The organism is Bradyrhizobium sp. 40 (assembly GCF_023100925.1).
GTDB lineage: Bacteria > Pseudomonadota > Alphaproteobacteria > Rhizobiales > Xanthobacteraceae > Bradyrhizobium.
In genome coordinates this window covers 3,663,414-3,688,496 of sequence record NZ_CP064688.1, presented here as the reverse complement: position 1 = coordinate 3,688,496, position 25,083 = coordinate 3,663,414, and the positions used below count along the sequence as shown (strand labels likewise).

The window sequence follows — 25,083 nt, the reverse complement described above, 5'->3', positions numbered from 1 at the left end:
TCGCTCCTTGTATGCAGCATGCGTTGCGCGGTCACACCGTTTCAAAACCTGCGCAGCCCCAGCCTGTTCCTGGATATCTTCGGGCCAGGCGCGGCCGCCTTGCTCCTCCCTTAACTGGCCGCAATCGACATAAATTCACCTTCCCTGTTGCCCGTCCGCGCCTTCCCGACCATATTGCCGCCATGACAAAAAAGCCCTTCCGTCTCACGCCCTACCAGGTGCAGTTCCTGATCGTCGTCGGCTTCGCCAGCGTCGGCTATGCGCTCTATCTGCGCTACCTCGGAATCGAAAACTCGCAGGTCGGTCTCGCCTGCGACGCCGGGCTTCAGACCCTGGTCTGCAAGGCGCGCTCGGTCTCGACCGTGCTGTTCAAGAATTCGGTGTTCGGCATCGTCGCGCTGGTGGTGGCCACGCTGAACCTGATGCGGCCGTCGATCGTGCTGCTCACCGTCGGCATCATCGCCGCCGGCCTCGGCATCGTGCTCTACAATGTCGTGCTGTCGGGCCTGGCGATCGGCCTGTTCATTCTTGGATTTGCTCGGCCCGCGCCCGCCACAGCGTGAGCGCGAACAAGAGATAGATCGCGCAGGTCCATAGCGACTGCCAATTGTCGCGGCCTTCGTTGAACAGCACATAGGCCGCCGACAGCGTCAGCACACCGGCGAACACCGACTCCGCGATTGGACGCTGGCCGATCTGCGGCCGGTTCAGCATCAACAGCGCGAACGGCACCACCGCCATCGTCAGCGAGGCGTAGGGGAAGTCGTGGTAGCGCGGGTCGAACACGAAGGCGAGCGCGGTCTGCGCCGCGATCACCGCCGTCACCGCCAGCGTCAGACCCAGCACGGCGGTGAGCTTCGACCATTTCCGGCCCTCGCGCGGACCGAGCAGATCGAGGAAGGTCGGAAGGCTGCGGCCGATCACCATCGCCTGCGCGCAGAAGATCGGCGACAGGATGCCGGCCGCGAGCAGCGTGCCCCAGAGCAGCCAGCCGCCGATGCCGTAACTCTCGTAGTACATCTTGTCGGCGCCGATCCCGAGCAGGATGCCGGCCGAGGTCGCCGAGATCGCCACACCGAGCCAGGCCGAGAAGCGCGGCGTCCAGGGCCTGCGCCGCAACGTCAGGCCGGCCACCGCGAACACCAGCACGCAGAGGCCCATGCCGGCGCCCATGTACCATTTCCAGTAAGGGAAATTGCTGATCGGCTGGCCCGGCGGATATTTCAGGCTCCGGCGCACCGAATCATAGAGGCCCCAATAGCCGCCGACGGTACCTTCCAGCTTGCGCTTCCACGGCTGGTCGTAGGACTCGATCAGATTGACGCGGAATTTCTGCGCTTTCGCGAGACTCAGGATCTCCGAGACCACGCGCGCCTGGTTGGTGCGCGACGGCAGCGCGCCCTCGCGCATGCGCCCTTCGCTCGGCCAGCCGGTTTCGCCGATCAGGATCTCCTTGCCGGGAAATGCGACCGCCATGCGCTCGCGGATCTGTTCGACATGGGAAGCGGCAAACTTCGCCTTGACCGGGAAGTCCTCCCAATAGGGCAGGATGTGGATCGTGACGAAGTCGACGGCGTCATAGATCTCGCGATTCCTGAGCCAGAACTCCCAGACATCGGCATAGGTGACGGGCACGCTGACCTGGGCCTTCACCGAGCGGATGATGGAGACGAGGTCTGCGGTCGTCATCTCGCCGCGCAGCAGCACCTCGTTGCCGACGATGATGCTGGTGATGATTCCGGGGAAATCCTTGGAAAGACGAATGGCGAGCGCGGCCTGCTCGAAATTCTTGGTGCGATTGCTGGAGAGCCAGATGCCCTGGAGCACTTTCAGCCCCCCGATCCGGGCAGCGATCGCCGGCACCTGGTCCAGCCCGTTCTCCATCGAATAGGTGCGGACGCAGTCGGTGATCTCCTTGAGCTGGCGCAGGTCCTGCTCGATCTGGTCGGCCTCGATATGGGTCCATGCGTTCAGCGGCGACTGCTCGCCGCGGAACGGCGCGTAGGAGACGCACTGGACCTTGTCGGCGGGATCGATCGGGGCGCGCGCGAGCGAGATCGGCGTGGCAAGCCACCACCACACGGCAGCGATCGCACCCAGTGAAACGAGCAGAAGCGCCAGTGGCGTACGAAGAGAAATCGGTTCCGTCCTCCGCGAAGGGCCGTCGATTACCTGCTAGCACGCCGTCTGCCAAGGGGGTGACTCCGTTATGGATCCATCCCTCCCCTGAGGAATTTACCTGCGGCCGTTCGACCGAGGCCTAGGATCGTGACTTTGCTGGACAAAATTCCAGATTCAGGCCATGGACTCGGGAGGACTTTTCCGCCGCATTGGAGACCCATTTGGACGCCATCACGCTGGCGCGTCCGCGAAGGTCCTGACGCGGACGGTCAGTGATATATTGGGGAATTCATGCGGCAACGGGTGTTCGAGTTACGAAATGCGGTCCTGCGGCAGTTCGCCGCCACCTTGGCCGTTTCTTCCCTTGTCATCCTGATGGGTATCGGCGCGGCCTCCGCCCAGAGCGGCACGCCCGCCCCGGACCAGAGCAAGGCAGCAGCCCAGCCCGCCGACGCGGCCAAGGATGCCGCCCAGAACCAGCGCCGCACCGACGAATTCGCCGAAGCAGCCCAGGTCATCAGCGGCCCCGCCGGCAACCCCGAATGCGTCTGGCTCGGCCGCCGCGTGGTGCGGCTGATGTGGCGGGATGACCTCGATACCGCATTCCGCCATCTCGACCTCTACGACCGCTTCGGCTGCCCCGGCGGCCACATCCAGGCTGCGTTCCGCTGCCTGACCCGCTTCGGCGGCCAGATTGATCCCAAGGTCGCCGAGACCCTGGATAGCCGTGTGCACGCTTGCTGGATCAACCCGGCGTCGCAGCCGCAGCAGGCGGCGGCCGCGGCCTCGCAGCCGGCCGCGCCGGCAGCGGGCAATGCGCAGCCGCAGCCGGCCGCGAGCCCCTCGCCGGCGGCAAGCCCGTCACCGGCGCCCCCCAAATAGCCGCGATTGTTTCAGCCTCCGTTCAGGAACGATAGGCAATAGAGGCAATTGGCACTGCTGCGAATTCCGAAATGTGCATGCCCTCATATGGTCATGAGGCGATGACAGTTGTGAAACCGCGCGGCAGAGGTATGCTCCATTTGCCGCGGACTTGGTCGGATCTCGGGGTCGGATCCGCTTCCCTGCCCCCTCAGCCCCTTTTGGTTTAGCCGCGATGCGGGTTGTCGCCGCCGTTCTGTTGCTTGTGTCCGCGCTCCACGCCGGCCTCTGGGGAGTCTTGCGCGACAAGGAACCCGCGCCCGACTTCAAGGGCTTGCTGCCCAGCGTCTCCTACGCGCCGTTCGAGGGCTCGGCTCACCCCGACATCGACAACATCCCATCGGTGGAGAAAATCCGCGCCGACCTGAAGACGCTGTCGACGATGACGCGCGCGATCCGGCTCTATTCGTCCACCGGCGGCGTGGAACTGGTGCCGCCGATCGCGGCCGAGTTCGGCCTCAAGGTTACCGTCGGCGCCTGGATCGACAAGGACAAGGATCGCAACGAGCGCGAGATCAAGGCCGCCATCGAGCTCGCCCGCAAGAACAGCAACGTCAACGGCGTCGTGGTCGGCAACGAGGTGATCTACCGCGGCGAGCAGAAGGTCGAAGACCTCATCGAGATGATCAAGAAGGTCAAGGGCTCGGTCCGCGTGCCCGTCACGACCGGTGAGATCTGGAACATCTGGCGCGACAATCCCGACCTCGGCTCGAACGTCGACTTCATCGCCGCCCACGTCCTGCCTTATTGGGAAAATTTCCGCTCGGACCAGGCGGTCGATCAGGCCGTCGACCGCTACAATCTGTTGCGCAACCTGTTCCCCGGCAAGCGCATCGTGATCGCCGAGTTCGGCTGGCCGAGCGCGGGTTACAATCTGCGCAACGCCGACCCCGGTCCGTTCCAGCAGGCACTGACCTTGCGCAACTTCGTCAGCCGCGCCGACGCCATCGGCATGGAATACAACATCGTCGAGGCCATCGATCAGCCCTGGAAGTACTTCGAAGGCGGCGTCGGTCCGTACTGGGGCATCCTCAACGCCAGCCGCGAGCCGAAATTCGCCTGGACCGGCCCGGTGGAGAATCCCGACTATTGGAAGCTGATGGGTGTCGCGCTTCTGGTCGGAATCCTGCTGTCGCTGCCGATCCTGCGGCTGCAGCAGCCCACGGCGAAGCAGGCGTTCCTGCTGTCGGCCACCGCCAACGGCGTCGGCGCCTGGGCCGCAACGGTGTTCGCATTCTGGAACGGGCACTATTTCATCTTCGGCTCCGCCTTCGCGCTCACGCTCGGCATGATCCTGCTTGTTCCCCTCGTGCTGATCGCGATGGCGCGCGTCGACGAGATCGCGGCCGTCGCGTTCGGCCGGCCGCCGCAGCGGCTGCTCACAAAAGGCAAGCCGGTCGAGAGCGTTCCGGAGAATTACTTCCCAAAAATCTCGATCCACATCCCCGCTTATTTCGAGCCGGTCGAGATGCTCAAGCAGACGCTCGATGCGCTGTCGCGGCTGAATTATCCGAACTACGAATGCGTCGTCATCATCAACAACACGCCGGACCCTGCCTTCTGGCAGCCGATCCAGGATCATTGCCGCGCGCTCGGTGAACGCTTCAAGTTCATCAACGCCGAGAAGGTGCAGGGCTTCAAGGCCGGTGCGCTGCGCATCGCGATGGACCGCACCGCCGTCGACGCCGAGATCATCGGCATCCTCGATGCCGATTACGTCGTCGATCCCGACTGGCTGAAGGATCTCGTGCCGGCTTTCGCCGATCCCAGCGTCGGCCTGGTGCAGGCGCCGCAGGAACATCGCGACGGCGACCTGTCGATCATGCACTACATCATGAACGGCGAATATGCCGGCTTCTTCGACATCGGCATGGTCCAGCGCAACGAGACCAACGCCATCATCGTGCACGGCACGATGTGCCTGATCCGCCGCGCCGCGATGGACATGGCCGGCGGCTGGTCGTCCGACACGATCTGCGAGGACAGTGATCTCGGCCTTTCGATCCAGCAGCTCGGCTGGACCACGCACTACACCAACCACCGCTACGGCCAGGGCCTGCTCCCCGACACCTACGAGGCCTTCAAGAAGCAGCGTCACCGCTGGGCCTATGGCGGCCTCCAGATCGTCAAGAAGCACTGGCGGAATTTCCTGCCCGGACGGAGCCGGCTGACGCCCGACCAGAAGCGCGAATACGGCCTGGGCTGGCTGAACTGGCTGGGCGCCGAGAGCCTCGGCGTGGTCGTGGCGCTGCTCAACCTGGTCTGGGTGCCAATCGTCGCCTTCGCCGACATCGCCATCCCCGACAAGATCCTGACGCTGCCGATCATCGGCGCCTTCGTCGTCTCGCTCGCGCACTTCTTGTCGATGTACCGCGCACGCGTCGCGATCAAACCCGGCCAGATGCTGGGCGCGATGATCGCCGCGATGAGCGTGCAGTGGACGGTGTCCCGCGCGGTCGCGCAGGGACTGATCACCGAGCACATCGCGTTCGCGCGCACGTCCAAGGGCGGCCTGTCCAGGATGTCGATCGAGTTCCAGGCGTTCTGGGAGGCGGTGATCGGCGCCCTGCTTCTAATCGGCGCCGGCGTGCTGGTGGCCTCCAACAGCTATCGCCAGATCACCGAGATCTACATCTTCGCCGGCGTGCTGGTGCTGCAGAGCCTGCCGTTCCTGGCTGCGGTCGCGATCGCCATCCTCGAGCTCAGCCGCATCAACTCGTTCCAGTTCTGGCGCGACAGCGCGATCCGCACCGCCGAGCTGATCGGCCTGCGCCCGGTCGCGCTGCCGACCCCCGCCGGCACGCCGCAGCAATTGCCGGTGCCGAACGAGGTCCGGCGGGAAGCAAACTGACAGGGCCCCGAACGCGGCATCCGGCCCATGGGCGGATGTCGCGGCTTCTTCGGCGTGGATGACGGCCGCCATTCCGGTTGAGAATCCCGGCTCAAGCATTGGAAACGGCGAGCGAATTCCCGCCGTTGCCTTCAAGTTCGGCACCCTCGCCTGCTATTGACCTCCGCGCCCCATCCCCCTACACAGCGCGGGCCGAAAGCATGATCCGGAAAAAGCCGGTTTTTCCGCAACGCTTGCGTCGATGTGGCGGCAAGACATGCTTTTCCAAATGTCCGAAGACGATGGCGATCTCTTTGAAGCCATCAGCGGCCATGGGAGCGCGTAGCTCAGCCGGTAGAGCACGTGACTTTTAATCACGGGGTCCTGGGTTCGAGCCCCAGCGCGCTCACCACATTAAGCAATTACTTACGCCGAGACGACGCGCTCCGATAAGACTGTCTGTCGGCAGTTCGGTTGCCGGTGTAGCACGCGCGGCGCTTCGATGCCCCCTCTGCACCGCGCGCGGCGGGCGCGCCGCGGACATGAGGCCCGACTGGACGGCAAAAGTCCTGCATCGGTGATCGCTGCCCCGTCGCTCTGTGACTATCGCCGGAATGAATGCTCGATCTCGCGCAGCATTGCCAAGACCCGGTCAGTATACCGCCCGTAGGACAACTGCTGGTCTGCGAGACTCGCCGCCGCCAGGACGAGAGCAGCTATGGCCACGCCCTTGATCATGGGCCTTTCCGCTTTTGCGTCACCAGTCGCAATGGAATGTTGTGCAAATTCGCGCGGCCTCGCACCGCTGGTTCTGTTCTGCCCAACGCCTGCGCGATCTCGTCGGGTCGGTGCCCAGCCGCCGCCATCGCCAGCAGTTGTTGATGCTCCTCCGGTGTCCACCTCCGGATCAACGGATAGCGTGACTGTGCCATCGCCCGGCGTCCCCAGCCTGTTGCCAGTTTATCCTCGGCTGCATTTGCTGAGTCGCGCTTTAACCTATGATAGCGACCCCCCGCAGGACGGGGCGAGCGGATGGCGCCGGACTGGCGAGCCCACAGGGCCAAGGCTCGGATGCAGGCTCCACGGCGCCGTAAGCCGGTAGTTTTCCGGGCTGTAGATTTTCGCCGGTCTTAATAATTCTGGCGAATGATTGCTCCGATGATTGGAGACCTCGACCATCAAGCAGAAGCCATCGCCGCGATGCAGAAGGCGATCGCCGCGACCTGTCCCGCCGAGCGGTTGAAGTGGCTGCGGACCGCCTTGGCCTGGAAGGACCTTGCAAGCTTGGCGAAGGGCAAGGCGGCAGCCTGAAGGTCACAGCCAACCCCTGCTAGCCGCTCAAGATCTCGCGCAGTTTTCGATCATCTTCCCGAGTGCGGAGCGGAGAACCGGCTTCTCCAATCGGGGACATCGCGGAAGCCAACTGACAATCCATCGGATGTGTGGCTGGGCAGGAAGAAAAATGGCAAGCCGCGACACGAGTGATCTCCGCCACCAGGTCGGTCGTTTCATCGCCAAGCCTGAGGTCGAGAATGGCCGGATCGAACTCAGCCACCCGCGCGACTCCGATTGCTTCCTTCAGGGTGCCTGCATCGGCGACGACTTCGCGACCCAACTCCTCCAGCATGTCGCAGACCATCATACGGATGACGGATCAGCGCGACGTCCTCCACGACCAAGATTGAGAGTGCGCCCATGCTTCGTCTCGTTGGCTTGATGTCAATGTATGTCGCGTCATGCGGCCCGGCAGTTCCTGGGGCCTCCGCACCCTCTTATGTTCACTTTTGGACACATTTTGGGGAAACAAAGCCGGGCAACATTGCAGGTTTCAGCCATCGGAGACGGAGTAAACATGACAGCGCCGCCGCCTCTCATCCTGGTGGTTGAGGATGAATATCCATTGCAGGCGGTGGTCGAGGAAGCCCTGCTGGAGGCCGGCTTCGCGACTGACATCCTGTCGTCTGCCGAGGAAGCTCTGACTCTCTTCAGAAGCGGAATGAAGGCGTACCGGGCGCTCGTCGCGGATGTAAACCTCAAGGGCAGGCTCAGCGGCTGGGACTTGGCCAGACAGGTCAGAGAACGAGAGCCGACGTTGCCCGTAGTCTACATGACCGGTGGTGTGGCGGACGATTGGGGCTCGCAAGGGGTCCCAAGCAGTATCTTGTTGCAGAAGCCGTTCGCGCCGGCCCAGCTCATCACTGCGGTCTCGCAGCTCCTCAATCACGTCACTCGTGAGTAAAACCGCCGTCACCCATTCACTGGCTCTCGCAGCCGGCCACCATCCCAAGCGTGGCGGCGGGAACCAAGCTCGGCAATGAAAGTTTTTCATCTCAGGTGGCCGTTCAGGCTTTGCCTGCAATGACGCAGGATATCTTCACGTGCGGCAAATGCGATGAAATCGACGAGAAGATCGCGCACCATAGCCGGTTGTTGTCTCTTATCACTGACAAGATCGCGAGAGACGGCATCGCCGGCTTGATCGAGGAAATGAAGACGGAGAAAGCTGCACTTCATCCCGAACCAGAGGAGAAGTAACAGTGCACTCGCTGCCGAGCCAAGTTTTGCACGGAGCCTTTCGTCCGGATTTCAGGCATGCCGCGCTATTTTTTCCACGTCCGGGGTGTTGAACCGAGCACCGACACTGAAGGGGAAGACCTCCCGGACGCTGAAGCGACCTGGCGAGAGGCCACGGTTTTTGCCGCCGACCTTCTGAAGAACATGCAGGGTCGACTTGAACCGGGCCACGAATGGCACCTGGAGGTCACCGACGAGACCGGAACGTCGATCTTCAACATCTACATCAGCGCGCAGAACGGGCGATAGCCTCACTCTGTTGGAGGGGTTTGGCCGGAACGATCCCACGGCCGGGCGATTGCCTTTATGAGTAGGAGTTGCGTCATGCGTCATGCGCCGTCGATTGTGCCCCTGGATCGGCTCGACCGTGAGATTTACCTGGTGCTGGAAGACTTCGGCGCGCGCGCCGGCTGCTCCTGGCGCGAGACCGACGAGCAGGACACCGATGTCGAGACCATCATCCGCGACCTACTCTCCGGGCAGTACGCGTATCCCGTCCGTATTGTCGCCTTCAACGCGATCGAGGGCTGGTCTCGCGATGCCACCAGCGAGATCGCAGATGAGCTTGCGGTGCGTGTCAGGGGTAGCGAGATCACGCCGGCCTTGCGGGCCTTCGTCCAAGCAAATGCTTCCCGACCTTTTGCTGTACAACTGGCGCTCCCTCTACGGGGAACCGCCTGACAGCAAATCTGCGATCACGATGTTGCGTGGGATTGATGCGATGACAGTGCGCTAAACAGGCACAGTTATCGAAGGTTCGCGCTTCCCTTTGGCTTTATTTTTTGGTACCAAAATAAATGAAATCAACAAAAAAGATTCGTGCCAAAAAACATCGCGGCCGCCCCGCGACTGGTCAGGGCGTCCAGATCGGCACGCGCTGGCCGGAATCGACTGTCGCTCAGATCGACGCATGGGCGTCGGGACAGCAAGACACTCCCGCTCGTTCTGAATCCATCCGTCGGCTGGTCGAGATTGGCTTGGGCAAACCCGCCCCGGCCCTCGCGGTTACGTCTGCCGCCAAGGCCTCGTCCGAGCGGGCTCGGGAAATGGCGGGCAGCGCGATCGACAAGCTCAAAGACAACAAAGCGAGCCCGGATGACCAGGCCAGCCGCAAGCGGCGGCTCGTCAAGGGACCCGAGGAATTCCAGAACGTTCGACACGACCGGCCAAATCGAAAATGAATTGACCGGCGCCCGCTTGGTCAATCTCGCCTGAAGGCAGAAAGCAAATGATCAAACCCAAACGGTCCGCCGCGCAACAAGTGGCGGACGAAGCCGAACGAAGGACCCTCAATCCGATAGGATCGAGACAGACGATAGCCGACAGTCAAGCCACGCCGGAGTTTCAGGAAAACCTGAAACGCCTGAAGTCCGAGCGGCTGGAGCGTGAGGCTCGACTGAATCCGAAGCGCAAGGTCTGATTTGGGCTGATCCAGCTTTCGCCTCGCCTCGCCTGGTGGGGCCGGTCAGGCGAACGAGCCGCGTCGGATGGAGGGTGCAGAAGGTCATGGAATGTTGAATCGTCGGTGGATGATCTTCCTGTTGGTTTCCGTGGTGATTGTTTGCTCGATCTTCGCAGGCGCTCGATACTATCTAAGCAAATGCCATGGCATGGATGCGTGCGCTGCCGCCGAAGCCGAGAGCCACGAGCGCGACAAGCCAACCGAGCCACAATAGTTTTCGGGTGAAAAGCCGGCCTGCAATAGCGGCTCCGGAGCCGCGGCGGGTGCAAGGTCGAAGGTGCTAGTCCACCGTTTTACAACCTGGGGAAAACTCCCTGCAGGTCAGCGCGCCTGCATTTTCCGAATCGCCTGTGCGTGCTCGCTGCCTCAGTATGTTCTGCTTGTGGGGGACGCGTGAGCCAGTTTTTGTCCGTGCTGCTGTTGGCGACCGCCATGACTCTGACCCTGTGCTTCGGGGTGGCGGCGTGGCGCCAATCCGCTGTGAGAGACGTCGATATCACTGCCACCATTCCCCATCAGGAAAACGGCTGGCGAGCGAGGCCGACGAACTAAAGCACCTTCCGTTGCGCTATCCACCGTAGTTCTAACAGTTCGATGAACGGTCTCTTGATCTCGCGCTTGGGGCCTGTACCCATAACTGGGTACGCGTGAATGCCAGCGGCCGCTGATCGTAGCAATCAACGACCATGTCGAGCAGATCACCGGTAACGGACAAAGCTGCACGCACCGCACCACCGCTGCCGATGAAGCGCCGGCGAATTTCGCGAACGAAAGTCAGAAGACCGCGACGGCGGACTACACCACGCCGCCGAAGTCGATGCCTTCCTTGGCGAGTGCCTCGGCTTCCTCGGCGGACGCTGTCGGCTTCGTCTCGAGGTAGGGACGCTCAGTCGCCGGCAGAATGGTGCGAATGTTCTGGCCGTCTGTCCGCGTGATGCGAGCAACCCAGCGCTTGGGGCCGTGCTCAACTTGCTCGATATGGTACTGCTTGTACGTAATCATGACTCACGGACGCAACTGACGCTGGCGGAAGGTTCCCTTTATATCCAACGGGACGCCTCCGGACAACGATTTCTTAGAGTGAGGTTAAGATCGCCGGCGTGAACCCGTTCAGCGATCATTCAGCCGCTCAGTCGTAGGCATATTGCGATTGGGAGAAGATCCGATGATCGGTGCAGTCGTCGCAACCTTGCTGGCTCTACAGCTCGGTGAGGTTCATCAGGTTCAATACCGTGTCCCTGTACACCCACCGCCGTGCGGCAACGGCTGGGACGTCGGCGCCCGCGACGGCATGTGCTACCCCAACGGCTACTTGCCGCCGCAAGAACAGGCCGCACGGCAATACTATGGTGGCGGCAGAGGCTCTGGCCACTATCCCGTTCCTTGCGGACACGGTGCCGATATCGATACCCGCGACGGCCAGTGCTACCCGAACGGAACGGTTCCGCCGCAGTTTCAACAGGGCCGGCAAGGCTATTACGGCGATGATTATTACGAGCGCCGTCCACGGCGCCGTTACTATTGAACGGCCCCTCGGGGTAAGCCCGCGGGCCCCTAATAATCGCTTCTTCGGATCCGTGGTGACGGTGCCGGACTGCACTGTCACCTGCATTCCGTAATTCCAAGTCGGGCAAAAGCCCCGCTCGCGTGAGCCCGCCAAGTGAGCGCGGACATGGTCCCAGATCACTTGGTCCCAGGTGACTTGCCTGGCCCTATCTTCAGCTCTCCGGGGCCGAAACTGTAGCAGGCACGCTCAGCGGCGCTCCTCCAACTGAAACGGGACCTACAGATTTGGACTGCCGGGCGAGCCGCTTGCGGATCGCTGCGGACAGTCCGTAGCGCGCATGCGCTCTTCGAACGGAGGACGTGACGTCCGACATCAAGGCATTTTGCAGCGAGTCGATCTTCGCAATCAGCGTGGACAGCTGCGAAGATACCTTCTTCACATCGACGCGTTCGTCCGTGATGCTCTGTCGCAGCGAAAGCAGCACCATGGAATCCGCCTGCAGCACAGCCGCGTTTTGCTGCAGTGCCTGGTTGCTCTCCTGCAGCGAAGCCGTGTGTTGCTGCTGGGTCGACTGAATATCCTTCAAGGCGGCGACAACCGGATCCGGCTTTGGCGCTGAAGCCTCTTGCCGCGGTAGCAGATCCGCCAGGCTGCTCAGGTTCAGCGATGGCAGGCCGGACGGCCATGTGTAGATCGCCGCCGCGCCGTTGATGGCGAGGGCACACACCGACAGCGCCATGACCGACGTGCGGCTGGAGCGCTTGATCGGTTCTGGAGCGTCCAAGCTTGCGGGTTCGTCGGCCGCGATGGCCGCAGCCAGTGCTGCAGGGTCGAGCTGTTCGACAAGGCCTTGCGTTTCGAAAGTCGTGGTCATGGCATTGACCCCAAATGAGCGAGCAACAGGAAGCCGTCGCCGGAACGTCCTCGCGACGGCTCCCTTACGCAGCACCCATCTACAACTGTCTAAAATTGTGGGCTTTTCAGCTTAATTCCACGTTAGCGGCCGCGGCCTGCTGCAGACCCCGCCACCCCGGCCGACTACGGGGGCGTGCGACAGACATGACACGCAGGCCGGCGCGAGAGCTCCTCCCGATCCCGGGAAGTCGCCGTGGTCCGAAGCTGATTTTCCGAATTTGGCAAACTACCCCTGTTTTGCCCGACGAGTCAACGGCGTCTCCGCCGGATGCAAGACCGCCGTGTGCCAAAAAGAAAGCGTTGCGCCAGCGGGACTTAGCTACTGTGCATGGGGTTGTTTTCGCGATTTTGGCCACCGCCTGCTCCTGCGCCGGGCCCCCTGTCCCAAAAGCCGCGAGACAACCCGCTCAAAAAGTGTAGGATTCGACAAAACAGGGAGGAACGGCATGTTTGAAATCAGCGGTTTCGACACGGCAGGAATCGTCAGCCTCAAGCGGCTGTCACTCACCGCCGCCCTCAAGAAGGCCAAGGAGCTTATTGCTGACGGGTGCTGGGGCGTTCAGGTGATTGGTCCAGGTGGCCAGGTCTACACCTCGTTCGAGGAGCAAGCCGCGTAGCCGCCCGCCTTCGGCATCAATCTTCGGCATCATTCGGAAAGCACCCGACCGATCGCGCGCCGCGCGCTCTGGCCGTTGCGGTGATCGACGTGAAAACCCCAGCGCCTGGTGGAGCGCTGGGGCGTTTCAAAATATCAATTGGTGAAGCAATGAGGCCTTCGTAGCAGCGATCCCGACCATCGTTTGTGAACTGCTTCACACGTCCTTCGATCTTTCCACGCTTTGCCGAGGCTCAACTGCCGCGCGCCGTGCCGTTGCCAATCAACTCGTTTGGGAGCACGCTCTCTCCAGGCGCGCAGACGCCGCTCAGGGAGAAAGCCATGAAGGACACAGGCCTGGATCATCGCCACCGCGACAAGGATGGCGCGATCAGCAAGAAGCACGGCAACACGCTGGTCGGTACGTTGCGCAAGATCTACGGCAAGGGTTTTGCCGCCGGCTATCCGGATACGACTGAACTCAGCGAGGTCTTGCACCAGCTGAACGAGACATCGCTAAGCCAGTTGCGTCGCGATCACGACACCGGGCATCTCGGCCACAAGATCGACCACGTCCCGAAGTGACGGCCTCCCCTCGTCCCAACTTCAGGTAGTTGAAATCAACTTCGCTGCCGGGTGTCTCGGCGAATTTGCCGTTTGAGCCCTCGGCGCCCGAGCGCTAGAATGAGCCTTTTAATGGAGGCTCATTTGAAACAGTTCATTGTCATCACCGCCCTTGCCCTCGCCGTGACGGCTCCCGCCCGCTCGCAGGCCCTCGTCGATCCCAACAAGGTCGCTCCCGAATATCGCGAGGCGGCCGAGAAGCGGCGGGCCGAGCAGATGCGGCAGCGCGAATGCGCGCTGAAGGCAGATCTCGAGAAGGTGCTGCCCAGGGATCGCACCGTCTACCTCAACCATTGCCTGGACACGATGGCGGCCAAGCAATAGGCGGCTGTTTCAAGCGGCTTGAAGTGCCGGACGCGTTCAAGCTTTCTTCAGACATTTGGGATCATCTGACGATCCATTTCCATCAGTCATTGTCGATCGACCGCGCATGAGTTTCGTCCAGATTCAGTGCACGCGCTGCAAGACCGTGTTCCGCGACCGCGCGGGACGGTTGCAGGACGGCTATTCCAGGCAATGTCCGAGCTGCGAGGTGGTGCTGTTCTTCGCGGAAGATTCACCGAACCCTCAGGTCAAGCAGGCCATGAAGCGCGCGCGCAAGGTTCGCAAGGAGCAGCGCGAAACCGAAATGGCCAGGGTGTCCGCGCCGCAACCGCGCGCCAATTTTTCGCGGGCCCACACCGGACGGATACAGCTCTCGTCGGAGGACGACGGGGACTAGCTCACCCGCGCTTCCGCGGAAACAGGCGGTCGCGGATATAGCGCGAGGTCGGCGTCAGGCGGATGCCGCGCGGCTTCTGCCAGACGGCGCGGTCGATCTCGTTCTTGTCGCCGATCGCGAGCCTGCCCTTGGCGCCCTTGGCGATGAATATCGCGTCGCTCATCTTGCGGCCGGAGCGCTTGTTCCTGGCCGTCACTTCCTTCCAGAGGCTGATCCGGCCGAGCTTCAGCTTGGGCAGCTCTTCCTTGATCTCCCGCCGCAGGCAGTCCTTGTCGGACTCGCGCGCGCGCTTGCGGCCGCCCGGGAACATCCACAGGCCGTCCGACCGGCGCCTGACCAACAATACCTTGCCGCGCTTGGCGGCGACCAGCTTGGAAGACTTCGCCATGTCCGCCGTAATCGAGAACAGAATCGAGCCCATGGTAACTTGTCTAGTCGGATAGACAAGTTCCGTGGACCTTGATCACACGGGGCTAAGGCCGCCAGGTCTGATTGACTCCGGCAGGCAGGCCGATCCGCCGTTCGAGGCGCCCGGTCAGCCCTTGCCCTTCGCTGTCCCCGCCCTCGACCCCGCCTCTGCCCGATCCTCCGTTCTGATCCAGGCCATCATCATCTCCCAGGCCACCGACAGGATGATCGGGCCGATGAACAGGCCGACGATGCCGTGGGCAAGCGTGCCGCCGATCACGCCGACGAAGATGACGATGGTCGGCGTGGTCAGGCCGCGCCCCATCACCAGCGGCTTCAACATGGTGTCGAGGAAGCCGACGACGACGAGAAACACGGTGAGCAGCAGCGCGGTGGTGACGTCCTTGGCGGTCCATATCCAGATGATCACCGGCAGCAGCACCAGGAAGGCGCCGATCTGCACGATCGAGAGCAGCAGCACGATGAAGGCGAGCAGGCCTGCGCTCGGCACCGCGGCAAGCTTGAAGCCGATGCCGGCGAGCAATGCCTGCACGATCGCGACGCCGATCACGCCTTGCGCCACGGCACGGATGGTCGCCCCCGCGAGCCCCAGGAAATGCTCGCTCTGTTCGGGCACGATGCGAAACAAGAAGCCGCGGCCGGCCGCAACCAGCCTTGGCCCGTGCGGAAACAGGAAGCCGGCCACGAACACCGAGACCAGGAACTGCAGCGTGCCGACACCGGCGTCACCCGCGAGCCCAAGCAACGGTCCCGCCAGCGGCTGGAGATACGGCGCCACCTCGCGCAGCACCGCGCGGATGTTGTTGTAGGCCTGCTCCCACAAATCGAATAGCCAGGGGCCAACGAGCGGCCACGATTTGAGCTGCTCCGGCGCCGACTGAAGCGCGAGGTCGCCGGTGCCGAGCTGGTGCGCCAGCTCGCGCACGCCGTCCACTGCGCTGATGCCGAGCCAGGTCGCAGGACCGATGACGATGCCGAGCGTGATCAGGGTCAGGATCGCCGCTGCGGTCTTGGGCCGGCCGCCCAGGATCTTCGCGACCCAGCTGAAGGCCGGGTAGAACGCGACCGCGAGCACGCCGCTCCAGGCAAGGATCGGCACGAAGGGGCGGATGATCAGGAAGGTCCAGATGATCAGCAGGCCGAGCAGGCCGACGCGGATCACGAGCTGGATGATGTCCTCGCCCGTCAGGAGCTGACGCAGACTTTTCACGGGCACGGCTTTCCTTGCGGCATTGACGCGGGTTCCGCCACTTGCGCGGCCCAGCGTTATTGCCAGCCGCGCACCCGGCGTCAAGGCGACGGGGCCGGCCCGAGCCGGTGATTAGGAACGCATCGGGCCATTCGGCATTCCGAGACGATGGCACGCCGCCCCAGAGAGCCCGTCGCACACGCAGGCATTCACCGCGGCGTGCACTTTTCGCTGAAGCCAAACGCGGCACCGGGCTATTGGCGCTACGCCTATGCCGTCGGCGACAGGGCCCGCTGCGGGCGCGTGCAAGGCAGGCTGCCGTTGCTCGCCATCAGGCGCGTACAGATGCGCATCGACCGGGACATGCGGAGCAACCGGACCGGCGATTGATCTTGCGACAGCGCCGCGCGCGGCGAGCGCGCCGGCAAGGCCGGCAACCGGATGCCGGCTTGGCTAACGACGATTAACCGGATTTCAGCCGACCGGTTTACGCCGTTGCAAAGGCGGGCACCTAGGCTTCCGTCGAGGTCCCCCAAACCACTTTCGGTGCAATGGCCAATAGCATCTGGACGATCGAAGAATTCACCTGCCCGGGTTGCAGCATGAACTACACCGCGACAAGGGAGGAGCACGCCGAAGCGCATTCCGGCAGCTTCAAGTGCAGCATCTGCAGCGGCGTGGTGCACACCTGGTCCGGCAAGCATCATTTCTTCGGCTGGGAAGCGGTGAAGGCCAAGCCACCCGTGTTCGGAAGACGCTGGGCCGGAGCGGGCTGGTAGACCGCTTCCAGCGGACCCAGACCAGCTACTCCCGTCAACGCTGCCTGCCCGAACTGCGGCTTCTGCTACTCTGCGGCACCGGTTAACATCCGCGCCCCGCAACTGAAGCCGACACGCAATGACCTCACCCTTCGTTCCCCAGATCGCCCTTTACCGCGGCTGGCTCGCCGAACAGCGCGGCCTTACCTTCGCCAGCTACGAGGAGATGCGGCAATGGTCGGTGCGCGATCTCGACGGGTTCTGGCGCAGCATCTGGGACTATTACGATCTGCAATCGCCAACGCCGTTTGCGGCCGTGATCACCGAGCGCAAGATGCCCGGCGCGGTCTGGTTTCCCGGCGCCCAGGTCAACTATGCTCGGCAGGTGTTCCGCCATGTGGATGCGGCCGACGCCGCCGGCCTGCCCGCGATCGTCAGTTCCGGCGAGGACGGCAGGCTTTGCGAGACGAGCTGGCCGGAGCTGCGGCGCAAGGCGGCTGCCCTCGCGCTGCATCTGAAAGAAAAAGGCATCAGGCCCGGCGACCGGGTCGCCGCCTATCTGCCCAACATCCCCGAGACCATCATCGCATTCCTGGCGAGCGCCAGCATCGGCGCGATCTGGAGCGTGTGCGCGCCCGACATGGCCGCACCCGCCGTGATCGACCGCTTCAAGCAGATCGAACCGAAAGTGCTGATCGCCTGCGACGCAGTCACCTATGCCGGACGCCGGCACGATCGCAAAGACGTCCTCGCCGAGCTGCGGCGATCGCTGCCGACGGTCGAGCACGTCATTCTGCACAGCGACGCCGCCGCGCGCCCAGCGGCGGACGCCCTGCTCTCCGACATTGTCGCAGCAACGGGCGCCGCGATCGACGCGTTCGAGCCAGCGTGGCTGCCGTTCGATCATCCGCTCTGGATCGTCTATTCCAGCGGCACCACCGGTCTGCCGAAGCCGATCGTGCACGGCCATGGCGGCATCGTCATCGTGGTGCTGGCGCTGCTGGGATTGCACAACGATCTCGGCTGCTCCTACCACGAGAACTCGTTCGGCGAGCGCTATCACTGGTACTCTTCGACGGGCTGGATCATGTGGAACAGCCAGATCGGCGGCCTGCTCAGCGGCACCACCTGTTGCATCTTCGACGGCAGCCCCGGCGGAGCCAAGGACAAGCCGGACTGGACCACGTTGTGGCGCTTCGTCGCGCAATCCAAAACGACCTTCTTCGGGGCGGGCGCCGCGTTCTTCGCCAACTGCGCCAAAGCCGAGGTCGACCTCACCGCCGCCGGTGATCTCTCACAGCTTCGATGTCTCGGCTCGACCGGCTCTCCGCTGAGCGCCGACACGCAAGCCTGGTTCAACGACCGCTTCGCGGCGCTCGCGAAGATCAACGGCAGCAAGGCGCAGGCCGATATCTGGTGGGCCAACATCTCCGGCGGCACCGATTTCGCCGGCGCCTTCATTGGCGGCAATCGCGAACTGCCGCAGACGCCGGGCGCGATGCAGTGCCGTCTGCTGGGTGCCGCCGTGGAAGCCTTCGACGAACAGGGCCGCGCCGTCATCGGCGAGGTGGGCGAGCTCGTCTGCACCGAGCCGATGCCGTCGATGCCGCTCTATTTCTGGAACGACAAGGGCGATGCGCGCTATCGCGCGAGCTATTTCGAGACCTATCCGGACAATTTCGACGGCAGCGGCCGCGGGCCGGTGTGGCGGCATGGCGACTGGCTCAAGGTCGACCCGGACGGCTCCTGCATCATCTATGGCCGCAGCGATGCCACCATCAACCGGCATGGTCTGCGCATGGGCACGAGCGAACTCTACTCCGCGATCGAGGCGTTGCCGGAGGTGCTGGATTCCCTCGTCGTCGATCTCGAATATCTCGGCCGTGACAGCTACATGCCGCTGTTCGTGGTGCTGCGCGAAGGCGTCGCCTTCGACGGCGCGATGCGGGCGAGGATCAACAAGGCGATCGAGGCAGGCCTCTCCCGCCGCTTCCTGCCCAACGAGATTTTTGCGGTCGCCGAGATCCCGCGCACGCTCTCGGGCAAGAAGCAGGAGCTGCCGATCAAGAAGCTGCTGCTCGGCCAGCCCGTCGAGAAGGTCATCAACCGGGAGGCGATGGCCAATCCCGCCTGCCTCGACTGGTACCTTGCCTTTGCACGCGACTATCTGGCGCGGAGGGGGATCTGAGGGGAGATCGCCCCAATTGCGCCGATGCCGTTTGGACTCCGTTCACCGATCGCCGCTAGAGCAGGATGGATCTTCCGAAAACGAACGCGCGCCATGGCCGACCTCAACGCCGTCCTCACCAGGCTCAACGACCGTCTGCTCCGCCTCGAGGGCGAGCTGTTCGTGCTGCGCTCGCTGGCCCGCGCAACGCTGACGGCGGGCGATGACCACGCGGCGCGAATGCGCAAGCTGGTCGAGGCTGCAAAGGTCGCGCTCGACGATGAGGCCACCCGCCCCCTCGACAAGCCGACGCGCAAATATGTCGATGCGGCGACCGCGCTGGTGGAGGAATTGCTGGTCGAGCCGACTCAGGCACGGCCGTTGTTCACCGTCATCGACGGCGGCCGGCGCGACTGAGCGTCAAATTGGCTGACCGTCGTCCGTCGCAGCGATATCGCCTGACTTGAGCCGGCTGAGGCCGGCTTCGATGATCGAGATCTCCTCGTCGATCTGACCGATCGGCAGGCTGAAGTCGTAGCCGGACCTGCTCTTCAGATCGACCGCAAGCCGCTGTCTGTGCATCATCAGCTCGTCAAGGCCGCGCCGGTTGTTCAGCCGGACATAGACGTCGACGATCTGCTCAATCGCGCTCGGCATGAAATCGGTCCCGGCGAAAAAGCCCGCACGGCGCACCCACGCCGGCGGGACGATCTCGGTGTCGCGGTACGCAATACAAATCCGCGACGGATTCGTCGATACGCCAAGCTGGTTGAGATCATGTTACCGTCAGATGATTTCGTGATGGCCGCGCATGAAAAAGCCGCTGGCGATCATGCCAGCGGCCAAATCCGGGTTCGAAAACGGATACGGGTTGAAATGTCGCCAGCCCCGGTTGGTCCACGTTCTACCGGCAAATCCTGGATCTCTGTGTTAAAAACGAAACACAGGAACAGGCCTATCTCTAATCGCCACCCGACCGTGGCGGCGTGGCACGGCTAGTCTGTGACGCAGAAATATTTGCGCGGCAGCCTGCGGTAGGCGCTGTAGCGGTAATGCGGCCGGTACGCGTAGCCGCGATAGAGTGCCGGCGGCTCCTGGCCGTAATAGGCGCCGTGATAGAAATTGATGACCGGCCCTTCCGCGCAGCGATAGGTGTCCCAGGTCGGACCGATGAAGGGCGCCACACCAACCTCAGGCGGAACCACCGGATAGGGCTGTCCGCCGGCGCGCGCCGGAGGGGTCGCGACCAGGGCCGCGAGAAGGACAAACCACGCGCTTCGCATGCGTTCGCTCCGAGCCGATGCCATCCGCGTATGGAAGCACCGGACCGGCCGACGCCGCAATCGCGGAATTCATCGCGCAGCCTCGCTCGGTGCATTGTTGATAACCGGCGCAAACGCAGTGCGGGTGGTGACAGGACGTCCGGACGTGTTATCGGGAGATGACGCAGTTGCGAGACGGATCGGACACCCATGCGCATTACCCTCGTCGGCTCCCGCCATTTCGGCGTGACCACCCTGAACATGCTCCGGGAGCACGGTGTCTCGATCGTGCGGGTTGTGGTGGCCGACGCCGAGGATCGTCTCGCCGCGACGGCCAAGGCGGCGGGCATCGAGGTCGTGGTCCAGGCCAATCCCAAGCTGGTGGTGGCCTCCGAGATCGCTCCCGACACCGATCTGATCGTCACCGCGCACAGCCACGCCCGGATCGGCAAGGACGCGCTCGAGGCCGCGAAGCTGGGCGGGATCGGCTATCATCCCTCGCTGCTGCCGCGTCACCGCGGCAAGGCGGCCGTGGAATGGACCATCAAGGAAGGCGACCCGATCGCCGGCGGCACGATCTACCACCTCGCCGACCGCATGGACGCCGGCGCCATCGCGGCCCAGGAGTGGTGCTTCGTCAAGAAGGGCGAGACGGCGCGGGAGCTGTGGGAGCGCGCGCTCGCCCCGCTCGGGCTCAAATTGCTGGCCGACGTGATCGATTATGCCAAGGTCCACAAGGCGCTGCCGTCCAAGACTCAGGACGAGCAGTTCGCGACCTCGGCGCCAAGCCTTTCCTAAGGCCCTTTCCTGAGTCGCTGTCCCGACGTTTACCCTTAACGTGAGGGGGCGTTGATTCTGCTTCGAAAATTGCAGCCGAGAATCCAAATAAACCATTGTTCCCGCAGGAACAATTTTCGATTTGGCACCGCACCAAATTTCCGTCACATTTGGCCCGAATAAGGGTCAGCATATCAGACAAATTCAAGGACGGATTTTATGCGTTTTGCTCGCATTGCGGCGTTCTGTGCCGCTTCAGTTTTCACCCTCGCCGCGCCCGCTTTCGCCCAGACTCCCTATGACGGCAACTGGCAGGTCACCATCGTCACCAAGAGCGGTTCCTGCGAGCCGACCGCAAGCTCCTTGCTGACGGTTGCCGACGGCAAGATCACCGCGCCGGGCGCTAACGTTTCCGGCACCATCGGCAGCGGGGGACTTGTGAAAGTTTCGATCAATGGTGCATATGCCAACGGTCAACTCAGCGGCAACGCCGGATCGGGGAAGTGGAATGGAGCATCTGCAGGCATACCGTGCAGCGGGCGGTGGGAAGCATCGCGCCAATAGAAGAATCGTGACCAGCGGTCTGGGCCAGCGGCTCCTGATTGCGGCTACCGTCATGTTTGCGGCCGGAATTGCCAATTCCGAGAGCAAGGCCCAGTCGGGCCCGTTTGCCCCGCTGGCAGGCAGCTGGAGCGGCTCGGGAACGGTCACGTTGGATGACGGCTCGACCGAGCGGATCCGCTGCCGGGCCAAATACGCTCCGGTCGGACCGACCATGGAATTGTCTCTGACCTGCGCCAGCGACGCCTACAAGTTCAACCTCGGCGCCAACGTCAAGGCTGAAGGCAGCGCCATCGCGGGCAGCTGGTCCGAGGCCAGCCGCAATATCAGCGGCTCCCTTTCGGGCCGCGGCGCGGGTGGAAACTATGAGCTGCTCGCCTCCACCGCCGGCTTCAACGCCAACATCTCGCTGAAGACGTCCGGCAACAAGCAGAACGTCACGATGCGTGCCGATAGCCAGTTCCGCGGCGCCAACATCTCGCTGTCGCGCTAAGCCGATACAAGTAGATTGACAATCGACCCGGCGATCTCGCCGGGTCGATTTTTTATGTGCCCGGCACGAACGCCGAGACCTCGATCTCGACCTTGGCCCGGTCGTCCACGAGGCCGCCGATGTAGAGCAAGGTCGAGGGCGGGAAATTGCGCCCCAGCGTTTCCTTCCAGACCGCGCCGATGCCGGACCCGGCTGCCTCATATTCGCTGCGGCTGGTCAGGTACCAGGTCAGGCGGACGATATGCTCGGGGCCGGCGTCGGCCTCGCCCAGGAGCTTGATGACCCGCTTCAGCGCGGTCCCGACCTGCGCTGCCATGTCAGGCGCGTAATTGCCGGTCTCGTCGCCGCCGGTCTGCCCGGCCAACACCACCCAGCGGCCCGGCCCCTCGACCGCGACGCCATGGGAAAAGCCGCGCGGTTTTTTCCACTCGGCCGGCTGCAAGATGTGCATGAGCGAATATCTCCCGATTTTTCTCGTTGTTCAGTGATGCCTTAGCACGCCGCCATGCATCGCTGCACCGGCAGATTTGGCCGTTGCAAACGGCGACGATGTCGCCGATACCGACCCTCCCTCAGAACCCTCGCCTCCCAAACCTGCGCCGATGAACACCACACCGTCCAAAACGATGGCTGCCCTGTGGATGGCGGGCTGGCTGTCGCTGATGCTGGTCATGGCGGTCGCCGGGCGCGAGACCACGCGCGAGCTGAATGTATTTCAGATCATGGAAGTGCGTTCGGTGATCGGGTTCACGCTTCTGCTGCCGATCGTCTACCGGTCCGGTGGCTTCAAGGCGGTCGCGACCAAGCGCCTGCCCCAGCATCTCGCGCGCAATGGGGTGCATTATTTCGCACAGCTCGGCTGGTTCTACGCACTGACCCTGATCGGGATCGGCCAGGTCGTCGCGATCGAATTCACCATGCCGATCTGGACGGCACTGCTGGCCGCAACATTCCTGTCCGAACACATGACCGTCTGGAAGATCGCCGCGATCGTGCTCGGTATCGTCGGCGTGGTCATGATCGTGCGGCCCGCCACCGGCGAGATCAATCCGGGCCAGCTGATCGCGCTGGGAGCCGCGATCGGCTTCAGCATCTCCATGATATTGGCGAAATCACTGACCCGGACCGAGAGCGCATTGTCGATCCTGTTCTGGATGATCGTCGTGCAGATGGTCGTGGGTCTGCTCCCGACGCTCTATGTCTGGACCTGGCCGTCGGCCTCCCTGTGGGGTTGGCTGTTCGTTATCGGGGTCTGCGGCACATTCTCGCACTATTGCCTCGCCAGCGCGCTCCGGTACGCGGATGCGACCATCGTGGTGCCGATGGACTTTCTGCGGGTTCCGCTCACGGCCACCGTCGGCTGGCTGATCTATTCCGAGCGGCTCGACTCCTGGACCGTGCTCGGCGCGGCGCTGATCCTCTGCGGCAATCTCCTGAACTTGAAGCCGGCTTCGCCGGTTCCCGCCCGCGCACGCTGAACCTCGCGCCGCTTCGCGCGACAAAACATAGTGGCCGTGTGATTTAGATCACGTTGGAGGGGCCTTCCATCGTGCACATTCTGCCACACAGCAGCGGGTTGAACGCGACGAACTACCGTTTTGGTGGCGCCAAATCGGGCACTTCGTGTAAGTTCGTTGCCAATCTGTTGCTGCCTGCAATTTCGATTCTGTTGGGGATTCCAGATGCGCACTCTCACCCTCCTCGCGTCGCTGATGTGCATGGTACTGTCGGTCAGTGCCGCGAAGGCCGACCGCCGTGTTGCTTTCGTCGTCGGCAACGGCGCCTACAAGAACGTCGCACAATTGCCGAACCCGCCGATCGACGCCAAGGCGATGGCGGCAACGCTGCGCAATGTCGGCTTCGAGGTGATCGAAGGTTCGAACCTCTCGCGCGACCAGATGACGGAGAAGCTGCTGGACTTCGGCCGCAAGGCGCAGGGCTCCGATGTCGCAGTGTTCTATTATGCCGGTCACGGCATCGCGGTCGGCGGCTCCAACTATCTTCTGCCTGTCGACGCCGACATCAAGTCGGAGATGGACGTCAAGCTCGGAGCCGCCATCAACATCGATCTGACGCTCGAGCAGACCATGGGCGACGCCAAGGTCAAGCTGGTCTTCCTTGACGCCTGCCGCGACAATCCGTTCGCCGCCAAGATCAAGTCGAACTCCGCGACCCGCAGCGTCAACGTGCAGAGCGGTCTTGCCGAGATGAAATCCGGCGAAGGCACGCTGATCGCGTTCGCCACCGGTCCGGGCCAGACCGCGCTCGACGGCCAGGAGGGCAACAACAGCCCGTTCACCCGTGCGCTGATCGACAACATCACCAAGCCTGGCATCGAGATCCAGCAGGCAATGACGTCGGTCCGCGCCCAGGTCAACGAGGAGACCCACAAGGGTCAGCTGCCCTGGGGCCACACCAATTTGATCGGCGCCGTCTATCTCAACCAGGCTCCGACGACCCAGGTCGCCAATGCGGCACCGACGGCTGCTGGCGTCGTGCCCGCGGCAACAGGCGGCAATTCGGACGGTGTCGAGCTCGAATACTGGCGGTCAGTCAAGGAGAGCAACAAGCCCGAAGAGCTCAACGCCTACCTCTCCACCTACCCGAACGGCCAGTTCAAGGCACTGGCGCTGGCGCGGCTCGCGGCAATCAAGAGCGGCCCGTCCACGACGACCCGCAACCTCAACGCCGGTGTCGATCCTGCCACCTTCACCGACGACGCCAGCCAGCTCACCGAGGACCAGATCGGCCTCGACAAGGGGCAGCGCCGCGACGTGCAGCGCCGCCTGACCGGACTTGGATTCGACACCAAGGTCACCGGGGCGTTCAGCGAGGACACCCGTACGGTGCTCAAGCGCTGGCAGGCGGCACGTGGCTATCCATCGAGCGGCTATCTCAACAAGCTCCAGCACAAGGCCCTGCTGTCGGAGATCGTGGCCTCCGCGCCGACCACTGCGAGCGACGACAGCGCGAAACCGGCCCGACGTGCCCCGGCCCAGGCGCAGAGCGCACCCGCCCAGCATCGCGGCGGCGGCGGCGACGCCGGCGCAGCCTTCGTCGGCGGTGTCGTCGGCGGCATGATGGGCGGCATGTTCCGCCGCTGAGGCGAGGCCAACCGCAAATACAAAAGCCCGGCTCGCGCCGGGCTTTTTCGTTGCGATTAGCCAAACCTTTGGC

34 protein-coding genes and 1 tRNA gene are annotated in these 25,083 nt (G+C 63.3%); 25 read left to right on the top strand and 10 right to left on the bottom strand.

Going from position 1 to position 25,083, the window contains the following annotated elements; genetic code table 11:
- Positions 1 to 182 precede the first annotated feature (182 nt).
- Positions 183 to 563 carry a hypothetical protein gene (locus tag IVB40_RS17960; RefSeq protein WP_211395731.1) on the top strand — a complete coding sequence of 127 codons (381 nt, stop codon included), beginning with the start codon at positions 183 to 185 and terminating at the stop codon, positions 561 to 563.
- Here the strand turns inward: IVB40_RS17960 and IVB40_RS17955 are convergent.
- A complete protein-coding gene (locus tag IVB40_RS17955) occupies positions 523 to 2,082 on the bottom strand; it encodes a beta-(1-6) glucans synthase (protein ID WP_247289898.1) in 1,560 nt (519 codons plus the stop codon). The two genes, IVB40_RS17960 and IVB40_RS17955, sit on opposite strands and share 41 nt — an antisense overlap.
- A 330-nt stretch (positions 2,083 to 2,412) precedes the next feature.
- On the opposite strand from IVB40_RS17955, the gene IVB40_RS17950 reads away from it, so the two are divergent.
- On the top strand, positions 2,413 to 3,003 hold the full coding sequence (locus IVB40_RS17950; protein ID WP_247289897.1) for a beta-1-3, beta-1-6-glucan biosynthesis protein: 591 nt from the start codon (positions 2,413 to 2,415) through the stop codon (positions 3,001 to 3,003).
- A 214-nt stretch (positions 3,004 to 3,217) separates the two neighbouring features.
- Positions 3,218 to 5,893 carry a glycosyltransferase gene (locus IVB40_RS17945; RefSeq protein ID WP_247819462.1) on the top strand — a complete coding sequence of 892 codons (2,676 nt, stop codon included), beginning with the start codon at positions 3,218 to 3,220 and terminating at the stop codon, positions 5,891 to 5,893.
- Positions 5,894 to 6,071: 178 nt separating this feature from the next.
- Here IVB40_RS17945 and IVB40_RS35775 read toward each other — a convergent pair whose 3' ends face one another.
- Positions 6,072 to 6,206, bottom strand: coding sequence for a hypothetical protein (locus IVB40_RS35775; RefSeq protein WP_256464252.1), 135 nt, complete (start codon positions 6,204 to 6,206; stop codon positions 6,072 to 6,074).
- 2 nt (positions 6,207 to 6,208) lie between these two features.
- Between IVB40_RS35775 and IVB40_RS17940 the strand changes: the two genes are divergently transcribed.
- Positions 6,209 to 6,284, top strand: a tRNA-Lys gene (locus IVB40_RS17940).
- A 746-nt stretch (positions 6,285 to 7,030) separates the two neighbouring features.
- Positions 7,031 to 7,183, top strand: a complete 153-nt coding sequence (locus tag IVB40_RS17935; protein WP_247289894.1) for a hypothetical protein — start codon at positions 7,031 to 7,033, stop codon at positions 7,181 to 7,183.
- Between the two features lie 19 nt (positions 7,184 to 7,202).
- Here IVB40_RS17935 and IVB40_RS17930 read toward each other — a convergent pair whose 3' ends face one another.
- On the bottom strand, positions 7,203 to 7,499 hold the full coding sequence (locus tag IVB40_RS17930) for a hypothetical protein (protein ID WP_247819461.1): 297 nt from the start codon (positions 7,497 to 7,499) through the stop codon (positions 7,203 to 7,205).
- 225 nt (positions 7,500 to 7,724) lie between these two features.
- On the opposite strand from IVB40_RS17930, the gene IVB40_RS17925 reads away from it, so the two are divergent.
- From IVB40_RS17925 to IVB40_RS17900, 6 genes are all read left to right on the top strand, one after another.
- Positions 7,725 to 8,111: a response regulator gene (locus IVB40_RS17925; protein WP_247819460.1), complete on the top strand. Its 387-nt coding sequence runs from the start codon at positions 7,725 to 7,727 to the stop codon at positions 8,109 to 8,111.
- Positions 8,112 to 8,161: 50 nt separating this feature from the next.
- Complete coding sequence (locus tag IVB40_RS17920; protein WP_247819459.1) at positions 8,162 to 8,407, top strand: hypothetical protein; 246 nt, start codon at positions 8,162 to 8,164, stop codon at positions 8,405 to 8,407.
- A 57-nt stretch (positions 8,408 to 8,464) separates the two neighbouring features.
- Positions 8,465 to 8,695 carry a hypothetical protein gene (locus IVB40_RS17915; RefSeq protein ID WP_247819458.1) on the top strand — a complete coding sequence of 77 codons (231 nt, stop codon included), beginning with the start codon at positions 8,465 to 8,467 and terminating at the stop codon, positions 8,693 to 8,695.
- A 75-nt stretch (positions 8,696 to 8,770) separates the two neighbouring features.
- Entirely contained in the window at positions 8,771 to 9,127 is a 357-nt protein-coding gene (locus IVB40_RS17910; RefSeq protein WP_247819457.1) for a hypothetical protein, read from the top strand.
- 116 nt (positions 9,128 to 9,243) lie between these two features.
- Complete coding sequence (locus IVB40_RS17905) at positions 9,244 to 9,627, top strand: hypothetical protein (RefSeq protein ID WP_247819456.1); 384 nt, start codon at positions 9,244 to 9,246, stop codon at positions 9,625 to 9,627.
- Between the two features lie 47 nt (positions 9,628 to 9,674).
- Positions 9,675 to 9,866: a hypothetical protein gene (locus tag IVB40_RS17900; protein ID WP_027567023.1), complete on the top strand. Its 192-nt coding sequence runs from the start codon at positions 9,675 to 9,677 to the stop codon at positions 9,864 to 9,866.
- A gap of 837 nt (positions 9,867 to 10,703) precedes the next feature.
- On the opposite strand, the gene IVB40_RS17895 is transcribed toward IVB40_RS17900, so the two are convergent.
- Positions 10,704 to 10,910, bottom strand: a complete 207-nt coding sequence (locus tag IVB40_RS17895; RefSeq protein ID WP_027567024.1) for a hypothetical protein — start codon at positions 10,908 to 10,910, stop codon at positions 10,704 to 10,706.
- Positions 10,911 to 11,073: 163 nt separating this feature from the next.
- On the opposite strand from IVB40_RS17895, the gene IVB40_RS17890 reads away from it, so the two are divergent.
- Positions 11,074 to 11,433: a hypothetical protein gene (locus IVB40_RS17890; RefSeq protein WP_155809614.1), complete on the top strand. Its 360-nt coding sequence runs from the start codon at positions 11,074 to 11,076 to the stop codon at positions 11,431 to 11,433.
- Positions 11,434 to 11,626: 193 nt separating this feature from the next.
- Here the strand turns inward: IVB40_RS17890 and IVB40_RS17885 are convergent, their stop codons facing one another.
- Positions 11,627 to 12,289: a hypothetical protein gene (locus tag IVB40_RS17885; protein WP_247819455.1), complete on the bottom strand. Its 663-nt coding sequence runs from the start codon at positions 12,287 to 12,289 to the stop codon at positions 11,627 to 11,629.
- Positions 12,290 to 12,776: 487 nt separating this feature from the next.
- Between IVB40_RS17885 and IVB40_RS17880 the strand changes: the two genes are divergently transcribed.
- From IVB40_RS17880 to IVB40_RS17865, 4 genes are all read left to right on the top strand, one after another.
- Positions 12,777 to 12,947 carry a hypothetical protein gene (locus IVB40_RS17880; protein WP_007590796.1) on the top strand — a complete coding sequence of 57 codons (171 nt, stop codon included), beginning with the start codon at positions 12,777 to 12,779 and terminating at the stop codon, positions 12,945 to 12,947.
- A 320-nt stretch (positions 12,948 to 13,267) separates the two neighbouring features.
- Entirely contained in the window at positions 13,268 to 13,510 is a 243-nt protein-coding gene (locus tag IVB40_RS17875; protein WP_007590794.1) for a hypothetical protein, read from the top strand.
- Between the two features lie 111 nt (positions 13,511 to 13,621).
- Positions 13,622 to 13,873: a hypothetical protein gene (locus tag IVB40_RS17870; protein ID WP_247398185.1), complete on the top strand. Its 252-nt coding sequence runs from the start codon at positions 13,622 to 13,624 to the stop codon at positions 13,871 to 13,873.
- 106 nt (positions 13,874 to 13,979) lie between these two features.
- Positions 13,980 to 14,270 carry a hypothetical protein gene (locus IVB40_RS17865; RefSeq protein WP_027567028.1) on the top strand — a complete coding sequence of 97 codons (291 nt, stop codon included), beginning with the start codon at positions 13,980 to 13,982 and terminating at the stop codon, positions 14,268 to 14,270.
- A gap of 1 nt (position 14,271) precedes the next feature.
- Here the strand turns inward: IVB40_RS17865 and IVB40_RS17860 are convergent, their stop codons facing one another.
- Together IVB40_RS17860 and IVB40_RS17855 are read right to left on the bottom strand one after the other, a co-directional pair.
- Positions 14,272 to 14,691 (bottom strand): NUDIX hydrolase, encoded by a 420-nt coding sequence (locus IVB40_RS17860; RefSeq protein ID WP_035961255.1) that lies wholly within the window; start codon positions 14,689 to 14,691, stop codon positions 14,272 to 14,274.
- A gap of 114 nt (positions 14,692 to 14,805) precedes the next feature.
- Positions 14,806 to 15,915 (bottom strand): AI-2E family transporter, encoded by a 1,110-nt coding sequence (locus IVB40_RS17855; RefSeq protein ID WP_247819454.1) that lies wholly within the window; start codon positions 15,913 to 15,915, stop codon positions 14,806 to 14,808.
- Between the two features lie 141 nt (positions 15,916 to 16,056).
- Between IVB40_RS17855 and IVB40_RS17850 the strand changes: the two genes are divergently transcribed.
- The 4 genes from IVB40_RS17850 to IVB40_RS17835 all read left to right on the top strand — a co-directional run bounded on the left by IVB40_RS17850 (position 16,057) and on the right by IVB40_RS17835 (position 19,230).
- Complete coding sequence (locus IVB40_RS17850) at positions 16,057 to 16,278, top strand: hypothetical protein (protein WP_027567030.1); 222 nt, start codon at positions 16,057 to 16,059, stop codon at positions 16,276 to 16,278.
- A gap of 161 nt (positions 16,279 to 16,439) precedes the next feature.
- Complete coding sequence (locus tag IVB40_RS17845) at positions 16,440 to 16,667, top strand: hypothetical protein (RefSeq protein WP_027567031.1); 228 nt, start codon at positions 16,440 to 16,442, stop codon at positions 16,665 to 16,667.
- Between the two features lie 118 nt (positions 16,668 to 16,785).
- Positions 16,786 to 18,834, top strand: coding sequence for an acetoacetate--CoA ligase (locus tag IVB40_RS17840; RefSeq protein ID WP_247435625.1), 2,049 nt, complete (start codon positions 16,786 to 16,788; stop codon positions 18,832 to 18,834).
- Between the two features lie 93 nt (positions 18,835 to 18,927).
- Positions 18,928 to 19,230 carry a hypothetical protein gene (locus tag IVB40_RS17835; RefSeq protein WP_027518070.1) on the top strand — a complete coding sequence of 101 codons (303 nt, stop codon included), beginning with the start codon at positions 18,928 to 18,930 and terminating at the stop codon, positions 19,228 to 19,230.
- A 3-nt stretch (positions 19,231 to 19,233) separates the two neighbouring features.
- Here IVB40_RS17835 and IVB40_RS17830 read toward each other — a convergent pair whose 3' ends face one another.
- Both IVB40_RS17830 and IVB40_RS17825 read right to left on the bottom strand, forming a co-directional pair.
- Positions 19,234 to 19,470 (bottom strand): hypothetical protein, encoded by a 237-nt coding sequence (locus IVB40_RS17830; protein WP_247435618.1) that lies wholly within the window; start codon positions 19,468 to 19,470, stop codon positions 19,234 to 19,236.
- A gap of 338 nt (positions 19,471 to 19,808) precedes the next feature.
- Positions 19,809 to 20,096, bottom strand: coding sequence for a hypothetical protein (locus IVB40_RS17825; protein ID WP_247359399.1), 288 nt, complete (start codon positions 20,094 to 20,096; stop codon positions 19,809 to 19,811).
- A gap of 189 nt (positions 20,097 to 20,285) precedes the next feature.
- Between IVB40_RS17825 and IVB40_RS17820 the strand changes: the two genes are divergently transcribed.
- The 3 genes from IVB40_RS17820 to IVB40_RS17810 all read left to right on the top strand — a co-directional run bounded on the left by IVB40_RS17820 (position 20,286) and on the right by IVB40_RS17810 (position 21,906).
- On the top strand, positions 20,286 to 20,873 hold the full coding sequence (locus IVB40_RS17820; protein WP_027567035.1) for a formyltransferase family protein: 588 nt from the start codon (positions 20,286 to 20,288) through the stop codon (positions 20,871 to 20,873).
- Between the two features lie 198 nt (positions 20,874 to 21,071).
- Positions 21,072 to 21,416, top strand: a complete 345-nt coding sequence (locus IVB40_RS17815; RefSeq protein WP_007590760.1) for a hypothetical protein — start codon at positions 21,072 to 21,074, stop codon at positions 21,414 to 21,416.
- A complete protein-coding gene (locus IVB40_RS17810) occupies positions 21,361 to 21,906 on the top strand; it encodes a hypothetical protein (RefSeq protein WP_247819453.1) in 546 nt (181 codons plus the stop codon). The genes IVB40_RS17815 and IVB40_RS17810 overlap by 56 nt, the downstream gene beginning before the upstream one ends.
- A 52-nt stretch (positions 21,907 to 21,958) precedes the next feature.
- Here IVB40_RS17810 and IVB40_RS17805 read toward each other — a convergent pair whose 3' ends face one another.
- The gene (locus IVB40_RS17805) at positions 21,959 to 22,357 is read right to left on the bottom strand and encodes a RidA family protein (RefSeq protein WP_247819452.1); all 399 of its coding nucleotides are present in this window, start codon (positions 22,355 to 22,357) and stop codon (positions 21,959 to 21,961) included.
- Positions 22,358 to 22,508: 151 nt separating this feature from the next.
- Between IVB40_RS17805 and IVB40_RS17800 the strand changes: the two genes are divergently transcribed.
- On the top strand, positions 22,509 to 23,384 hold the full coding sequence (locus tag IVB40_RS17800) for a DMT family transporter (protein WP_247819451.1): 876 nt from the start codon (positions 22,509 to 22,511) through the stop codon (positions 23,382 to 23,384).
- Positions 23,385 to 23,588: 204 nt separating this feature from the next.
- Positions 23,589 to 25,010: a caspase family protein gene (locus IVB40_RS17795; protein ID WP_247819450.1), complete on the top strand. Its 1,422-nt coding sequence runs from the start codon at positions 23,589 to 23,591 to the stop codon at positions 25,008 to 25,010.
- Positions 25,011 to 25,083 lie beyond the last annotated feature (73 nt).

Coding starts and splice junctions, on each gene's coding strand:
- IVB40_RS17815 (WP_007590760.1), top strand. CDS start 21,072: ATGCGTTTTGCTCGCATTGCGGCGTTCTGTGCCGCTTCAGTTTTCACC.
- IVB40_RS17835 (WP_027518070.1), top strand. CDS start 18,928: ATGGCCGACCTCAACGCCGTCCTCACCAGGCTCAACGACCGTCTGCTC.
- IVB40_RS17890 (WP_155809614.1), top strand. CDS start 11,074: ATGATCGGTGCAGTCGTCGCAACCTTGCTGGCTCTACAGCTCGGTGAG.
- IVB40_RS17870 (WP_247398185.1), top strand. CDS start 13,622: ATGGAGGCTCATTTGAAACAGTTCATTGTCATCACCGCCCTTGCCCTC.
- IVB40_RS17845 (WP_027567031.1), top strand. CDS start 16,440: ATGGCCAATAGCATCTGGACGATCGAAGAATTCACCTGCCCGGGTTGC.
- IVB40_RS17865 (WP_027567028.1), top strand. CDS start 13,980: ATGAGTTTCGTCCAGATTCAGTGCACGCGCTGCAAGACCGTGTTCCGC.
- IVB40_RS17905 (WP_247819456.1), top strand. CDS start 9,244: ATGAAATCAACAAAAAAGATTCGTGCCAAAAAACATCGCGGCCGCCCC.
- IVB40_RS17800 (WP_247819451.1), top strand. CDS start 22,509: ATGAACACCACACCGTCCAAAACGATGGCTGCCCTGTGGATGGCGGGC.
- IVB40_RS17810 (WP_247819453.1), top strand. CDS start 21,361: ATGGAGCATCTGCAGGCATACCGTGCAGCGGGCGGTGGGAAGCATCGC.
- IVB40_RS17925 (WP_247819460.1), top strand. CDS start 7,725: ATGACAGCGCCGCCGCCTCTCATCCTGGTGGTTGAGGATGAATATCCA.
- IVB40_RS17830 (WP_247435618.1), bottom strand. CDS start 19,470: ATGCCGAGCGCGATTGAGCAGATCGTCGACGTCTATGTCCGGCTGAAC.
- IVB40_RS17795 (WP_247819450.1), top strand. CDS start 23,589: ATGCGCACTCTCACCCTCCTCGCGTCGCTGATGTGCATGGTACTGTCG.
- IVB40_RS17860 (WP_035961255.1), bottom strand. CDS start 14,691: ATGGGCTCGATTCTGTTCTCGATTACGGCGGACATGGCGAAGTCTTCC.
- IVB40_RS17915 (WP_247819458.1), top strand. CDS start 8,465: ATGCCGCGCTATTTTTTCCACGTCCGGGGTGTTGAACCGAGCACCGAC.
- IVB40_RS17900 (WP_027567023.1), top strand. CDS start 9,675: ATGATCAAACCCAAACGGTCCGCCGCGCAACAAGTGGCGGACGAAGCC.
- IVB40_RS17895 (WP_027567024.1), bottom strand. CDS start 10,910: ATGATTACGTACAAGCAGTACCATATCGAGCAAGTTGAGCACGGCCCC.
- IVB40_RS17960 (WP_211395731.1), top strand. CDS start 183: ATGACAAAAAAGCCCTTCCGTCTCACGCCCTACCAGGTGCAGTTCCTG.
- IVB40_RS17880 (WP_007590796.1), top strand. CDS start 12,777: ATGTTTGAAATCAGCGGTTTCGACACGGCAGGAATCGTCAGCCTCAAG.
- IVB40_RS17825 (WP_247359399.1), bottom strand. CDS start 20,096: ATGCGAAGCGCGTGGTTTGTCCTTCTCGCGGCCCTGGTCGCGACCCCT.
- IVB40_RS17885 (WP_247819455.1), bottom strand. CDS start 12,289: ATGACCACGACTTTCGAAACGCAAGGCCTTGTCGAACAGCTCGACCCT.
- IVB40_RS17935 (WP_247289894.1), top strand. CDS start 7,031: ATGATTGGAGACCTCGACCATCAAGCAGAAGCCATCGCCGCGATGCAG.
- IVB40_RS17805 (WP_247819452.1), bottom strand. CDS start 22,357: ATGCACATCTTGCAGCCGGCCGAGTGGAAAAAACCGCGCGGCTTTTCC.
- IVB40_RS17820 (WP_027567035.1), top strand. CDS start 20,286: ATGCGCATTACCCTCGTCGGCTCCCGCCATTTCGGCGTGACCACCCTG.
- IVB40_RS17930 (WP_247819461.1), bottom strand. CDS start 7,499: ATGCTGGAGGAGTTGGGTCGCGAAGTCGTCGCCGATGCAGGCACCCTG.
- IVB40_RS17950 (WP_247289897.1), top strand. CDS start 2,413: ATGCGGCAACGGGTGTTCGAGTTACGAAATGCGGTCCTGCGGCAGTTC.
- IVB40_RS35775 (WP_256464252.1), bottom strand. CDS start 6,206: ATGGCCGCTGATGGCTTCAAAGAGATCGCCATCGTCTTCGGACATTTG.
- IVB40_RS17840 (WP_247435625.1), top strand. CDS start 16,786: ATGACCTCACCCTTCGTTCCCCAGATCGCCCTTTACCGCGGCTGGCTC.
- IVB40_RS17945 (WP_247819462.1), top strand. CDS start 3,218: ATGCGGGTTGTCGCCGCCGTTCTGTTGCTTGTGTCCGCGCTCCACGCC.
- IVB40_RS17910 (WP_247819457.1), top strand. CDS start 8,771: ATGCGTCATGCGCCGTCGATTGTGCCCCTGGATCGGCTCGACCGTGAG.
- IVB40_RS17850 (WP_027567030.1), top strand. CDS start 16,057: ATGGCACGCCGCCCCAGAGAGCCCGTCGCACACGCAGGCATTCACCGC.
- IVB40_RS17875 (WP_007590794.1), top strand. CDS start 13,268: ATGAAGGACACAGGCCTGGATCATCGCCACCGCGACAAGGATGGCGCG.